Consider the following 14,136-nt stretch of genomic DNA (forward strand, 5'->3'; position numbering starts at 1 on the left):
TGACCGGGCCGCTGACCGGGGCGCCCGCCGGGGCCCGGGTGGGAGACGGGCCGCGCACCCGGCCGCGCCGCAGGAGCGGTGTGCCACGGGATCACGGGACGACGTACGCGAGGAGCACGACCGACAGTCCGGGCCTGGACGGCCCGGACCGGAAGCAGGGGGAAGAGTCCGATGTCCAGTCAGTCCACACCACCGGCCGAGCCGGAGAGGCCGTCCGGCACGTATGGCCCGGCTGCCCCGAGCGGCGCCGCCCCCGGGGACGAGCGAGGGGAGGAGCGCGAGGTCGAGCCCGTGCTCAGCATCGAGGAGGTGACCCGGGTGCACGGCACCGGAGCGGCCGAGGTGCACGCGCTGCGCGGGATCGATCTCGACGTCCACGCGGGGGAGCTGGTCGCGGTCATGGGGCCTTCGGGCTCGGGGAAGTCCACCCTGCTCACGCTGGCCGGCGGGCTCGACCTGCCGACGTCCGGCCGGGTCCTGGTCGAGGGCACCGACCTGACCACGGCGAGCCGGAAGGAGCTGGCGGCGCTGCGGCGGCGGAGCATCGGCTACGTCTTCCAGGACTACAACCTGATCCCGGCGCTGACCGCGGCGGAGAACGTCGCGCTGCCCCGCGAGCTGGACGGGCTCGGCAGCCGCAAGGCCCGCCGGGAGGCGCTCGTGGCGCTCGGCGAGATCGGTCTGGCCGACCTCGCCGACCGCTTCCCCGACGAGATGTCGGGCGGGCAGCAGCAGCGGGTGGCCATCGCCCGCGCGCTGGTGGGCGACCGGCGGCTGGTGCTCGCCGACGAGCCCACCGGCGCGCTGGACTCGGAGACCGGTGACGCAGTGCTCGCGCTGCTGCGGTCGCGGTGCGACGCGGGGGCGGCCGGCATCCTCGTGACGCACGAGCCGCGCTTCGCGGCATGGGCGGACCGGGTGGTCTTCCTGCGGGACGGTTCGATGGTCGAGTCGACGCTGCGCTCCAGCGCGGAGTCGCTGCTCACGGGCGGAGCGGCGCAGTGAGCGGGCGGCGGTGGGCGGGGGTGCCGGGCGCCGGGCGGCTGCACGCCTGGCGGGTGGCGGTGCGGATCGCCCGCAGGGACGCCGTGCGGTACAAGGGCCGCAGCCTGCTGGTGCTGGCCATGATCGCGGTGCCCATCATGGGCGTGAGCGCGGCCGACATCACCGTCCGCAGCTCGCAGCTGTCGGTCGCGGAGAAGACGACGCGGGAGCTGGGAGCCGCCGACGCGCGGCTGACCGACCCGGGGTACGGACCGCAGCCGGTGTACGAGGATCCGGCGGACAGCGTCGGGATGCCCCTGAAGCACCAGGATCCGGCCGACGGGGAAGGCCCCGCGGCCGACCCCGTGGTCGACCCGCTGACCGCGCTGCCGGCCGGGGCGCGCTGGCTGAGCGACGTCCACGCCTACGCACCGGTCATGGGCAAGTACGGGCTGCTGGACACCGAGGTCAGGGAGCTGAAGGCCGGTGACCCGATGACCAAGGGCATCACCCGGCTGAGCCGGGGCCGCTATCCGAGGACGCCGGACGAGGCGGCCGCCACCGGCCAGTTCCTCAAGGACAGCGGGTTGGACATCGGGTCGCGGGTGAAGGTGCGCGGTCTGAGCCGGTCCTACACGATCGTGGGCGTCTACGAACTGCCGAGCGATCTGCACGACGCGCAGCTCAACGTGCTGCCCGGTGCTTTCGTCGCGCCCTACCAGGCGGCCGCGGACACGATGAAGGACAGGTTCTCCTCGGGACGTGCCAGCTATCTGGTGTCCTTCCCGGGGGATTTCACCTGGGAGATGGTCAAGCACGCCAACACGCTGGGCGTGGTCGTCGATTCACGGCAGGTGCGCGAGCACCAGCCGCCGGCGGCCGAGGTGCCGCTCTACCAGGCGAGGCCCGAGAGCGCGCGGCTGCTGTCCGACAGCAGCGACACGCGGGCCGAGGCGGTCGCCGTGATCGTGACGATCGTCGGGCTCAGCGTCGTGGAGATCTGCCTGCTGGCCGGCCCGGCCTTCGCCGTCGGGGCGCGCCGCTCGCGGCGCCAGCTGGGGCTGGTGGGTGCCAACGGCGGTGACCGCAGGCACATCAGGGCCATAGTGATCTCCAGCGGCCTGGTGATCGGCGTGGGGGCGGCCGTGGTCGGGACGGTCCTGGGGGTCGCGCTCACCCAGCTGCTGCGCGGGCCCCTGGAGGAGCGCGGCGGCGCGCGGTTCGGCGGGCTGACGGTGCGGCCGCTGGAGCTGGTGGCCATCGGTGGGCTGGCGGTGCTCACCGGGGTGCTGGCGGCGGTGGTGCCGGCGGTGTCGGCGGCGCGGCAGAGCGTGCTCGCCTCGCTCACCGGCCGGCGGGGGGTGCGGCACGCGAGCCGTGTGCTGCCGTTGATGGGGGCGGGCGTGATGGTCATCGGGGTGGCGACCACCGTCTACGCGACGACACGCACCGACAGCATCTATTCGGCGGTGCTCGGCGCGAGCCTCGCGGAGATCGGGCTGGCGATGACGACCCCGGCGCTGATCGGGCTGTTCGGCCGGTTCGGGCGGTGGCTGCCGACGGTGCCGCGGCTGGCGCTGCGGGACACGGTCCGCAACCGGGGCCGCACGGCGCCCGCGGTGGCCGCGGTGCTGGCGGCGGTGGCCGGGTCGGTGGCGGTCGCGACCTACATGGCGAGCAAGGGGCAGGAGGACCGGCAGGCCCACCACGCGATGCTCCCGTACGGGTCGGTGGCGGTGTCGGGATACGGGAGCGCGTCCCGCGACCTCGCGCGGGTGCGGGCCGCGGTGGAGAAGGACTACCCGGTCACCGGGCGGGTGGACGTGTCGCGGGTCTACGTCGGGGCGCCGTCCTGCGCGGTGGACGAGAAGGAGGGCTGCGGAGCGGTGCAGGCGGAGATGCCGGACGCCAACCGGTGCCCCTCGGCGCCGCGTGAGGGCGGACCGGCCGTGCAGCCCACGTCGGTCGAGGCGCTGCTCGCGGACTGGCGCTGCACGAGGCCGAACAGCCCGACCGCGATGCCGAGCTACGGCGGGATCATGGTCGGCGGGGCCGATGTGCTGCACGCGCTGGACATCCGCGACCCCGCGGCGGAGCAGGCGCTGGAGCGCGGCGAGACGGTGCTGTTCGACCGGGCCTACGCCGACCACGGCAAGCTCCGGGTCAAGGTGATCGCGGACATCACGAAGACCGACGTGGGGGAGGGTTCGGAGCCCGCGGGCACAGTGAAGGTGCTTTCCGCGCATCTGGCCGCCGAGGACGTGCCGTACGGGCTGACGGCGCTCGTGCCGCCGCGGGCGGCGGAGGCGGCGGGCTTCCGGACCGTGGCACTGGGCTCCTACTACACGACGGCGAGGATGCCGAGCGGGAAGGAGCAGCAGACGCTCCGCCTGGACGTGGCCAAGATCGGCACGCAGGCGGACGTGTACGTCGAGGACGGCTACTCCCGGCACGACGGGGTGCTGCTGCTGGCGCTGGCGATATTCGCGGGGCTGATCACGGTCGGTGCGTCCGGGATAACGACGGGGCTCGCGCAGGCGGACGCCGGGCCGGACCTCAGGACGCTGGCGGCGATAGGCGCGAGCGGGGGCATCCGGCGATCGCTGTCGGGTTTCCAGTGCGGGGTCGTCGCCGTGATGGGTGTGGTGCTGGGCTCGATCGCCGGGGTGCTGCCCGCGGTGGCGCTGCGGCGGGTCGAGCGGCGCCACCAGTGGGCGCAGTTCCGGCGCGACCTGCTCCACGGCTGGACGGATGGGAGCAGCGTGCCCCATGTGCCGGTGGCGATCCCCTGGGGGACGCTGACGCTGCTGGTGGTGGCGGTGCCGCTGGGGGCGGGGCTGCTGGCGGCCCTGGTCACCCGGTCCCGTCCGCAGCTCGGCAGGCGGGCCGACGGCTGAGCGGGGGCTGAGCAGGGGACGGGCCGGGACCGGCCGGGGCGAGTGCGGGGGACGGGCCGGGGGGTGCCCGATGATGTGCGGGCCGTGTGGGAGCAGGAGGGGGCCACACGGCCCGCGCGGACGGAGGTGCGGGACAATGGCGACATGGAGATGCCGATGAACGAACGCTCGCCGGAGAGCTCGCACAATCCGCAGGTCCTGGTCGTCGGGCCGGACGGCATGGCCCTGGGCGGTGCCGGGGGCGCCGACGGCGAGGAGGGGCGGGAGATCCCGGTCACGGAGATGGTCGAGCAGCCTGCCAAGGTGATGCGGATCGGCAGCATGATCAAGCAGCTCCTGGAGGAGGTGCGGGCGGCTCCGCTGGACGAGGCGAGCCGGGTGCGGCTGAAGGAGATCCACGCCAGTTCGGTCAAGGAGCTGGAGGCCGGGCTCGCGCCGGAGCTGGTGCAGGAGTTGGAGCGGCTGTCGCTGCCCTTCACCGACGACAGCGTGCCGAGCGAGGCCGAGCTGCGGATCGCCCAGGCGCAGCTGGTCGGCTGGCTGGAGGGCCTCTTCCACGGCATCCAGACCGCGCTGTTCGCCCAGCAGATGGCGGCCCGCGCGCAGCTGGAGCAGATGCGGCGGGCGTTGCCGCCGGGGGCGCTCGGCCACGAGGAGGAGCTGGACCCGGGGCACCCGGGCTCGCGCTCGGGCCCGTATCTCTAGACGGCACCACGCCCGTACGGGCGGGACGAGCGCCACAGGCCCGTACCGGCCGGAAGAGCGCCGCGGGCCCGTACCGGCGGGAAGACCACCGCGGGCCCGGCCTCTCTTCCGAGAGGCCGGGCCCGTGCGGTGAAGGGAAGGGGCGGCGGCTAGTTGGAGCCCTTGCCGGTGGAGACCCAGATCGTGATCTTGGCGCCCGAGGTGGGGTCGAAGTCGTCGAGTGCCTGCGGGCTCTGGCGCGTGACCGTGCCCTTGCCCCACTGCTGCTCGTCCATGTCCTTGATCTCGTAAGGCCAGTTGGCGGCCTTCATGCAGGCGACGGCGGAGTCGACGTAGATCGAGGTGAAGTCGGGCATCGTCATGAGGTGGGGCTTGCCCGGGTTGATCAGCTCGTTGTGCGCCTCGGTGCACTCGGACAGCTCGATGGTGCGGGTCTGGTCGCCCATGACGACGCCGTCGCCGCTGGCGGTGGGCTCCGCGGTCGCGGTGGTCGCGGTGGGGTTGGGGGCGGCCGTGGGGTTGGGGTCCGGCTTGCCGCCGCCCTGCGTCGCGAGGACGACGGCAATGATGACGACGATCGCGACGCCCACCACCGCGGCGCCCACGATCAGCGGGGTGTTGCGCTTGCGGCCGCCGCCCGGGCCGCCCGCCCCCGGGCCCATGCCGCCGCCCATGGGGCCGCCGCCCATGTGCTGCTGGGGTATGCCCTGCATGGAGGGCGGCGCGCCCATGCCGTACGCGGTGCTCGGCGGCGGGGTCTGCGCGGCGGCCTGCTGCGGGTAGCCGTAGGCGGAGGGCGGCGGGGTGTGCGGCGCGTAGCCGGACTGCGGGACGGGCGGCGTCGGCGCGTACGGCGTCTGGAGCTGCGGCGGCGGGGTCTGCACCGGCCCCTGCGCCGACGGGAAGACGGAGTTGGCGACACCCTCGCCCCGGCTGCCCGTCCCGGCCTCGCCGGAGAGCTGCGGTATCGCGTTCTGCCCGGTGGCGGCGAGGACGCGGTCGGTCTCGTCGTGCATGGCGTCGGCGGTCGGGAAGCGCTCCGCCGGGTTCTTGCGCAGCGCGCGGGCCACGAGCGCGTCGACGGCCGGGCCCAGCGCGCGGTTGAAGCCGGACGGCGCGGGCGGTGTCTCCTGGACGTGCTGGTACGCCATCGCCAGCGGCGAGTCGGCGTCGAACGGGAGCCGCCCGGTGAGGAGTTCGAAGAGCATGCAGCCGACCGAGTAGAGGTCGGAGCGCTCGTCGACGCCGCGCCCGAGGGCCTGCTCCGGCGAGAGGTACTGCGGGGTGCCGACGACCATGCCGGTCTGCGTCATCGAGGTGACGCCGGACTGCATGGCCCGCGCGATGCCGAAGTCCATGACCTTGACGACGCCGCGCCGCGTGATCATCACGTTGCCGGGCTTGATGTCCCGGTGGACCAGGCCCATTTCATGGCTCACGGCGAGCGCGGCGAGCACGTCGCCGACGATCTTCAGCGCCTTGTCGGCGGGCATCGCACCGTACTGCGCGACATCCGCGGCGAGGACGTCGCCGAGCGGTCGGCCCTCGACGTACTCCATGACGATATAGGGGACGACCTGACCGTCGATCGTGTCCTCGCCGGAGTCGAAGACCGAGACGATGTTGGTGTGGTTGAGCTTCGCGACGGACTGCGCCTCGCGGCGGAAGCGCTCGCGGAAGGACTGCTCGTGCCCGAGGTTGGTGTGGAGGGTCTTGACCGCCACCGGCCGGTCGAGCACGGTGTCATGTGCCAGATGCACGGAGGCCATGCCACCCTGGCCGAGCAGGTTGCGCAGTACGTAGCGCCCACCGCCCACCGAGCGCCCCGTGTAACCGCCGCCCTGCGTGGCGTCCCCGCTCATCAGTACCGCTACCCCCATGAAGGTCCGACGGGATGACACACGTCCCCGAGCTTGCCCGCTCAGTCTGGCCGATCGCACGGGCACGTCAAGTTCGTTGACCATGTCGTCACCTGATACGCATCGCTCGCATACAGAACGCGGAACTTTCCCGCGTACAGGGGTCGGACGGCCCCCGGGGGGTAGACGGCCGGAGCAGGCGGCGCGGCGCGAGCCCGTACGGCCGTGCGGCGCCGGGGCACGGGTGCGCCCGTCTCTCGGACACGGGCCGTGGCCGCCGGTGGAAAAGCGGTACGGTGGCGCACCAGACCCAGCGAAGGCGAACGACGGCGAGGACTGATGGTCGACCCGAACGAGACGGCCGCGGGCACCGGAGCGTCGGAGACCTCCCTCCAGCAGTGGGGCACGGGCTCCGTCGTCGGCGAGGGCCGCTACCGGCTCACCCGGCGGCTCGGCCGCGGCGGCATGGCCGAGGTCTTCGCGGCCGAGGACGTACGGCTTGGCCGGATCGTCGCCGTCAAGCTGCTGCGCGGCGACCTCGCCGAGGACCCGGTCTCCAAGGCCCGCTTCACGCGCGAGGCGCAGGCCGTCGCGGGCCTGAACCACCACGCCGTCGTGGCCGTCTACGACTCCGGCGAGGACCGCACGCCCAGCGGTACGGCCCCCTACATCGTGATGGAGCTGGTCGAGGGCCACACGATCAAGGACCTGCTCACCAGCGCCACCCCGCCGCCCGTCGACCAGGCGCTGCTGATCGTCTCCGGCGTGCTGGACGCCCTCGCGTACAGCCACCAGCACGGCATCGTGCACCGGGACATCAAACCCGCCAACGTGATCATCACCACCGGCGGCGCGGTCAAGGTCATGGATTTCGGCATCGCCCGCGCCCTGCACGGCGCCGCGAGCACCATGACGCAGACCGGCATGGTCATGGGCACCCCGCAGTACCTCTCCCCGGAGCAGGCGCTCGGCAAGCCCGTCGACCACCGCAGCGACCTCTACGCCACCGGCTGCCTGCTCTACGAGCTGCTCGCGCTGCGCCCGCCCTTCGTCGGCGAGACCCCGCTGTCCGTGGTCTACCAGCACGTCCAGGACGAGCCGCGGCTCCCGTCGCAGATCAGCGACCGGGTGCCGCCCGAGCTGGACGGCCTGGTGCTGCGCTCGCTGGCCAAGCAGCCGGAGGAGCGCTTCCAGAGCGCCGAGGAGATGCGCGGCGTCGTCGGCTACGCCCACCAGGCCCTCACCCAGCAGGGCGGCTGGACCGGCGGCATGTGGGACACCGGCGCGATCACCGCCGTCCTCCCCGAGGGCCAGGGCCACGCCCCCGGCGGCTACCGCCCGGACGGCCGCAGCGGCAGCACCGCCGAGCTCAGCGCCCCCCTCGTCCCCGGCGTCGTCGGCGGTACGGGCGCGGGTACGGGCTCCGGCGGCAGCGGGAGCGGCTACGACGACGACCCCGGCGGCAGCGGCAACCGCTGGCTCAAGCCCGTGCTCTTCACGGTGGCCGCGGTGCTGGCCGTGGTCATCGGCGTCGTCCTCGCCACGCGCGGCAACGGCAACGGCGACAACCCGGCCGACAACCAGCAGCCCTCGTCGTCCACGAGCGCACCGGCCGACCCGCCGACCGAGGACCAGCCCACGGACCAGCCGACGGACGAGCCGACCGACACCGGCGGGCCGACGGACGACCCGACGAAGCCGAGCTGGACGCCGTCCACGAGCGCCCCGCCCTCGGCCCCGACGAAGACGCCGCCGACCGAGGACACGCCGAGCTCGAAGCCGACGGACGACACGCCGACGACGTCGAGCAAGCCCACGCAGTCGGACACGCCCAGCGGCACGCCGACCGACCCCTCCCCCACGGACGACAGCAACGGCGGGAACTGACCTCCGCTACCCCGCGAAAGCGTCCAGCACCGCCTCGTACTTCCCCGTCCACCACACGGCCAGCGCCGAGGTCGCGGGGAAGAGCGGGTCGGAGCGCAGGTCGCGCTGCTCGTAGCGCCACTGGAGCATCCAGAAGTCGTTGAGCCGCTCCCACCACACCCGGTGGACGGCGGCCGCGACCTCGTCCTCGCCCGCGCCGGAGGCGAGCCGGTACGCGCGGGCGTACGCGCGGACCTTGCGCAGGTCGAGACGGCCGTCGACGGGGTGGACGAAGAAGATCGCGGCGGCCCGGACGGCCTCCTCGGCGCGCGGCTGGACGCCGAGCCGGTCCCAGTCGACGATCGCGGCGGGCTCGTCACCCCGGTAGAGCAGGTTGAGCGGGTGGAAGTCGCCGTGCACCCAGCCCTGGACGCCGCCCTCGGGCGCGGGGGCGGGCGTGGGGTCGGGCGGGCGGCGGTGGGCGTGCCGCCGCAGGAGTTCGCGCCGCTCCACCAGCCGGTGCTCGGCGAGCCGGTCGAAGGTGTCGTGCGGGCGGTGCGCGCGGGCGAGGGCGAGCAGCCGCTCGATGTCGGCGTAGGTGGCGTCGGGGTCGGCGCTGGGGCGCGGGCCCGCGGCGGGCGGCGGCTGGACCCGGGCCAGCCCGGTGTGGACGAGGCCGAGCAGGATGCCGAGCCGGCGGCACTGGTCGGCGTCCAGCTCGGTGCCCTCGCGGTGGGTGCCGTCGATCCACGGGAAGAGGGCGTAGCCGACGCCGCCGTGCAGGGTGACGGTGTGGCCGTCGGTGGCGCGCAGGGGCGCGGCGGCGGGCAGGCCCAGGCGGGCCAGGCGCCGGGTGGCGCGGTGCTGGCGCACGATGGTCGCGGGGGCGGCGGTGTCCGCGGAGATGTACTGCTTGAGGAAGTAGCGGCCCCGGGTGGTGGTCACGCGCCAGCCGCGGTTGAGCAGCCCCCGGGGGACGGCTTCGCAGGTCAGCGGTTCGCCCGCGTCCTCGTACCGGTGCAGCAGCGCGGACAGCGCAGCCCGCGTGTGCGGCTCCGTTGCCGTGCCCGTCACGAGTGTCAGCGTAGATCAACGGGCGCGGCCCTCCCGGCGAGGTGGCGCCACCCCACCTCGACCTGCTAAGGGCAGGCTTACGTCTTTTGCGCCGCCTTACGCCCCCGCCCCCGCGCCCTGCGCTCCGTCGCGCGCCATCCCCAGCTTGTGCAGGAGCTGCGAGACCTGCCGCCGTACCGTCCGCTCGTCGAGGCCGGCGCGCTCGGCGATCTCGCGGTTGGTGAGGCCCTCGCCGATGAGGTCGAGGAATTCCCGCTCGTCCGTCGACAGCCGCCCCGGCCGCTCGCCGGGTTCGCCGCCGCGCGCGCCGCCCTCGCGCAGGCGCTCCAGCACCTCCGCGGTGGCGGCCGGGTCGATGAGGGAGTGGCCGGCGGCGACCTCGCGCACCGCGCCGATCAGGTCGTCGCCCGTGATGACCTTGGGGACGTAGCCGGCCGCGCCGCCCATGACGGCGTCGAAGAGGGCCTCGTCGTCGGCGAAGGACGTGAGCATCAGGCACTTCACGGACTCGTCGTGCGAGCGGATCTCCCGGCAGGCCTCGACGCCGCTGCCGTCCGGCAGCCGTACGTCCAGGACGGCGACGTCCGGATGGGCGTCCGGCACCCGGTCGACGGCCTCGGCGGTGTCGGAGGCCTCGCCGACGATCTCGATCGACGGGTCACCGGACAGCAGCCGGTTCACCCCGCGCCGGACGACGTCGTGGTCGTCCACCACGAAAACGCGTATATGACCGTCATGCCCTTTTTCGCTCACGCCCCCAGCGTCGCACCCCTCGGCGGCCGCCGCCTCCCGCCGGTGCGCTCCCTGCCGCCCCTTACGGTTGTCCGCCATTCGAGATACGGTGCGATTGTCCCGGTGGCCTGCGGTGATAAACGATTGCCCGGCCCGAATGCGCGAAGCTCGCGCAGTTACTAGGAAATCCAAGCAAAACCGCAGGTCGGACGGCTTAGCGCGAATGCTGGACTTGTGGGTAACGTCTGTAGTTGCAGGCCATTCGCCGGGACGCTGTCAGCCCTGGGCTCGGTCATGCCGCACACACCCCGTGCGTCCCGCCGGACCAGGTGTGCCGCCTCCCGTGGACGCGGGAAAGCGGCTCCATCCTGCTCCCCGGCAGATCCCGGGGGCCGGACAGACGGAGGAGCGAACGTGAGCGTGAAGAGCACTGCCGACGGTGGTGCCCCCGCGAAGAGGGGGCGGACGACCCGTGCAGCCGCCGCGAAGCGCCGCAGCGGCGAGCCCGGGCTCGTACAGCTGCTGACCCCGCAGGGCGAGCGTGTCGAGCACGACGACTACGCGATCGACCTGACGCCGGAAGAGCTGCGCGGCCTGTACCGCGACATGGTCATGACCCGCCGCTTCGACGGCGAGGCGATCACCCTGCAGCGGCAGGGCGAGCTGGGCCTGTGGGCGTCGCTGCTGGGCCAGGAGGCCGCGCAGATCGGCTCCGGCCGGGCGACCCGCCCCGACGACTACGTCTTCCCGACCTACCGCGAGCACGGCGTGGCCTGGACGCGTGACGTCGACCCGCTCAATCTGCTGGGAATGTTCCGCGGCGTGAACAACGGCGGCTGGGATCCCAACGAGAACAACTTCCACCTCTACACGATCGTGATCGGCTCGCAGACCCTGCACGCCGCCGGTTACGCGATGGGCGTGGCCAAGGACGGCGCCGACTCCGCGGTGCTGGCCTACTTCGGCGACGGCGCCTCCAGCCAGGGCGACGTGGCCGAGGCCTTCACCTTCGCCGCCGTCTACAACGCGCCCGTGGTCTTCTTCTGCCAGAACAACCAGTGGGCGATCTCCGAGCCGACCGAGAAGCAGTCCCGCGTGCCGATCTACCAGCGCGCCGCGGGCTACGGCTTCCCCGGTGTGCGGGTGGACGGCAACGACGTGCTGGCGGTGCTCGCCGTCACCCGGGCGGCCCTGGAGCACGCGCGCAGCGGGCAGGGCCCGATGCTGGTGGAGGCGTTCACCTACCGGATGGGCGCGCACACCACGACCGACGACCCGACCCGCTACCGCAGCGAGGAGGAGCACGAGGAGTGGGCGTCGAAGGACCCCATCGCCCGGCTGCGCGCCTACCTCGACCACGAGGGCCTGGCCGACGAGGACTTCTACACCAGGATCGACGCGGAGAGCGACGCACTGGCCAAGCGCGTCCGCGAGGGCGTGCGGACCATGCCGAACCCGGGCCCGATGGCCATCTTCGACAACGTCTACGCGGACGGCAGCTCGCTCGTCGACGAGGAGCGCGCGCAGTTCGCGGACTACCTCGCGTCCTTCGAGGAAGACGGCGCGACCGCAGGACAGGGGCACTGATCATGACGCAGACGATGGCAGTGGCGAAGGCCCTGAACGAGTCCCTGCGCAAGGCGCTGGACAACGACCCGAAGGTCCTCGTCATGGGCGAGGACGTCGGCCGCCTCGGCGGCGTCTTCCGCATCACCGACGGCCTGTACAAGGACTTCGGCGAGGGCCGGATCATCGACACCCCGCTCGCCGAGTCGGGCATCGTCGGCACCGCGATCGGCCTGGCGCTGCGCGGCTACCGGCCGGTGGTGGAGATCCAGTTCGACGGCTTCGTCTTCCCCGCCTACGACCAGATCGTCACCCAGCTGGCCAAGATGCACGCCCGCGCGCTCGGCAAGATCAAGCTGCCGGTCGTCATCCGCATCCCGTACGGCGGCGGCATCGGCGCGGTCGAGCACCACAGCGAGTCGCCGGAGACGCTCTTCGCGCACGTGGCGGGCCTGAAGGTGGTCTCGCCCTCGAACGCCTCGGACGCGTACTGGATGCTCCAGCAGGCCATCGAGTGCGACGACCCGGTGATCTTCTTCGAGCCCAAGCGGCGCTACTGGGACAAGGGCGAGGTGAACACCGAGGCGGTCCCGACCGGGCTGCACACGGCGGTCGTCGCGCAGCAGGGCGCCGACGTCACGCTCGTCGCGTACGGGCCGATGGTGAAGGTGTGCCTGGAGGCCGCGGCAGCGGCGGCGAACGAGGGCCGTAGCCTGGAGGTCGTGGATCTCCGCTCGCTCTCCCCGATCGACTTCGACACCGTGCAGGCATCGGTGGAGAAGACCCGGCGGCTGGTCGTGGTGCACGAGGCGCCCGTCTTCTACGGCTCGGGCGCGGAGATCGCCGCGCGGATCACGGAGCGCTGCTTCTACCACCTGGAGGCCCCGGTGCTGCGGGTCGGCGGCTTCCACGCGCCCTACCCGCCGGCCCGCCTGGAGGACGAGTACCTCCCCGGTCTGGACCGTGTGCTGGACGCCGTCGACCGCTCGCTGGCGTACTGAGGGAGAGGGTTGTGACTACCGTGACCGCACAGGCACAGCGCTTCCGTGAGTTCCGGATGCCGGACGTCGGCGAGGGCCTGACCGAGGCGGAGATCCTCAAGTGGTACGTGGCGGTGGGCGACACCGTGCACGACGGCATGGTGATCTGCGAGGTGGAGACGGCGAAGGCGGCCGTCGAACTGCCCATCCCCTACGACGGGGTGGTCAGCGAGATCCGCTTCGACGAGGGCACGACGGTGGACGTCGGCACGCCGATCATCGTGGTGGACGCCGGGGGTGCCGACGGCGGCGAGGGTACGGCGCAGGCCCCGGCCCCCGAGAGCGTACCGGCGCAGCCCGAGCCCGCGCCCGCCGCGGAGCCGGCCGCCAAGCGCGAGGCGGTACTGGTCGGGTACGGCGTCGCGCCGTCCGCCACGACCCGCCGCCCGCGCAAGCAGCAGCCCCCGGCCGCGCCCGCGTCCGCGCCTGAGTCCGCGCCGCTCAACGGCTACGAGGCGGCCCCCGCCGCGGAAGCTCCCGCGGCAGAGGTCCCGGCCGCGCCCGCCGCTCCCGCCGAACGCCCGCTGGCCAAGCCCCCGGTGCGCAAGCTCGCCAAGGAGCTGGGCATCGACCTGGCCACCGTCGTCCCGACCGGCCCGAACGGCGTCGTCACGCGCGAGGACATCCGCGCCGCGGCCGCGCCCCCCGCGCCGCTCCCCGCCGCACCGCTGACGGCACCGGCGGCGACGGGCGCGCGCGAGACCCGTACGCCGATCAAGGGCGTGCGCAAGGCCACCGCGCAGGCCATGGTGGCCAGCGCGTTCACCGCCCCGCACGTCACCGAGTTCGTGACCTTCGACATCACCCGCACCATGAAGCTGGTCCAGGAGCTGAAGGAGGACCGGGCCTTCACGGGCCTCAAGGTCAGCCCGCTGCTGCTGGTGGCGCGGGCGCTGCTGGTCGCGATCCGGCGCAACCCCGCGGTCAACGCGACGTGGGACGAGGGCGCGCAGGAGATCGTGCAGAAGTCCTACGTCAACCTCGGCATCGCCGCGGCCACCCCGCGCGGCCTGATCGTCCCCAACATCAAGGACGCGCAGGACAGGACGCTGCCGGAGCTGGCCGCCGCGCTCGGCGAGCTGGTGGCGACGGCCCGCGAGGGGAAGACCGCGCCCGCCGACATGCAGGGCGGCACGGTCACGATCACCAACGTCGGCGTCTTCGGCGTCGACACCGGCACGCCGATCCTCAACCCCGGCGAGTCCGCGATCCTCGCCTTCGGCGCGGTGAAGCTCCAGCCGTGGGTGCACAAGGGCAAGGTCAAGCCGCGGCACGTCACCACGCTCGCGCTGTCCTTCGACCACCGGCTGGTCGACGGCGAGCTGGGCTCGAAGGTGCTCGCGGACGTGGCGGCGATCCTGGAGCAGCCCAAGCGGCTCATCACCTGGGCCTGAGGCCCGGGACGTCCCGCGA

General features: G+C 73.3%; 10 protein-coding genes. 7 read left to right on the forward strand and 3 right to left on the reverse strand.

What is annotated here, in order from left to right:
- The first annotated feature begins 171 nt into the window (after window positions 1-171).
- From ACH4SL_RS20200 to ACH4SL_RS20210, 3 genes are all read left to right on the forward strand, one after another.
- The gene (locus tag ACH4SL_RS20200) at window positions 172-1,005 is read left to right on the forward strand and encodes an ABC transporter ATP-binding protein (RefSeq protein ID WP_398447314.1); all 834 of its coding nucleotides are present in this window, start codon (window positions 172-174) and stop codon (window positions 1,003-1,005) included.
- The gene (locus tag ACH4SL_RS20205) at window positions 1,002-3,881 is read left to right on the forward strand and encodes an FtsX-like permease family protein (protein WP_398447317.1); all 2,880 of its coding nucleotides are present in this window, start codon (window positions 1,002-1,004) and stop codon (window positions 3,879-3,881) included. The genes ACH4SL_RS20200 and ACH4SL_RS20205 overlap by 4 nt, the downstream gene beginning before the upstream one ends.
- Before the next feature lie 144 nt (window positions 3,882-4,025).
- Window positions 4,026-4,586: a bacterial proteasome activator family protein gene (locus ACH4SL_RS20210; RefSeq protein ID WP_398447319.1), complete on the forward strand. Its 561-nt coding sequence runs from the start codon at window positions 4,026-4,028 to the stop codon at window positions 4,584-4,586.
- A 149-nt stretch (window positions 4,587-4,735) separates the two neighbouring features.
- On the opposite strand, the gene ACH4SL_RS20215 is transcribed toward ACH4SL_RS20210, so the two are convergent.
- The gene (locus ACH4SL_RS20215; RefSeq protein ID WP_398447321.1) at window positions 4,736-6,448 is read right to left on the reverse strand and encodes a protein kinase; all 1,713 of its coding nucleotides are present in this window, start codon (window positions 6,446-6,448) and stop codon (window positions 4,736-4,738) included.
- Between the two features lie 336 nt (window positions 6,449-6,784).
- On the opposite strand from ACH4SL_RS20215, the gene ACH4SL_RS20220 reads away from it, so the two are divergent.
- Window positions 6,785-8,332, forward strand: a complete 1,548-nt coding sequence (locus ACH4SL_RS20220; protein ID WP_398447324.1) for a protein kinase — start codon at window positions 6,785-6,787, stop codon at window positions 8,330-8,332.
- A gap of 6 nt (window positions 8,333-8,338) precedes the next feature.
- Here ACH4SL_RS20220 and ACH4SL_RS20225 read toward each other — a convergent pair whose 3' ends face one another.
- Both ACH4SL_RS20225 and ACH4SL_RS20230 read right to left on the reverse strand, forming a co-directional pair.
- The gene (locus ACH4SL_RS20225; RefSeq protein ID WP_398447811.1) at window positions 8,339-9,394 is read right to left on the reverse strand and encodes a phosphotransferase; all 1,056 of its coding nucleotides are present in this window, start codon (window positions 9,392-9,394) and stop codon (window positions 8,339-8,341) included.
- 87 nt (window positions 9,395-9,481) lie between these two features.
- Window positions 9,482-10,138, reverse strand: coding sequence for a response regulator (locus ACH4SL_RS20230; RefSeq protein ID WP_398447326.1), 657 nt, complete (start codon window positions 10,136-10,138; stop codon window positions 9,482-9,484).
- 393 nt (window positions 10,139-10,531) lie between these two features.
- Between ACH4SL_RS20230 and pdhA the strand changes: the two genes are divergently transcribed.
- The 3 genes from pdhA to ACH4SL_RS20245 are packed head-to-tail and all read left to right on the forward strand — an operon-like array spanning window position 10,532 to window position 14,117.
- On the forward strand, window positions 10,532-11,704 hold the full coding sequence (gene pdhA, locus ACH4SL_RS20235) for a pyruvate dehydrogenase (acetyl-transferring) E1 component subunit alpha (protein WP_398447328.1): 1,173 nt from the start codon (window positions 10,532-10,534) through the stop codon (window positions 11,702-11,704).
- 2 nt (window positions 11,705-11,706) lie between these two features.
- The gene (locus ACH4SL_RS20240; protein ID WP_398447329.1) at window positions 11,707-12,684 is read left to right on the forward strand and encodes an alpha-ketoacid dehydrogenase subunit beta; all 978 of its coding nucleotides are present in this window, start codon (window positions 11,707-11,709) and stop codon (window positions 12,682-12,684) included.
- An 11-nt stretch (window positions 12,685-12,695) separates the two neighbouring features.
- The gene (locus ACH4SL_RS20245; RefSeq protein WP_398447330.1) at window positions 12,696-14,117 is read left to right on the forward strand and encodes a dihydrolipoamide acetyltransferase family protein; all 1,422 of its coding nucleotides are present in this window, start codon (window positions 12,696-12,698) and stop codon (window positions 14,115-14,117) included.
- The last annotated feature ends 19 nt before the right edge of the window (window positions 14,118-14,136 follow it).

The sequence above is a fragment of the Streptomyces sp. NPDC021020 genome, from assembly GCF_044333285.1.
In the GTDB taxonomy this organism is placed as follows: domain Bacteria; phylum Actinomycetota; class Actinomycetes; order Streptomycetales; family Streptomycetaceae; genus Actinacidiphila.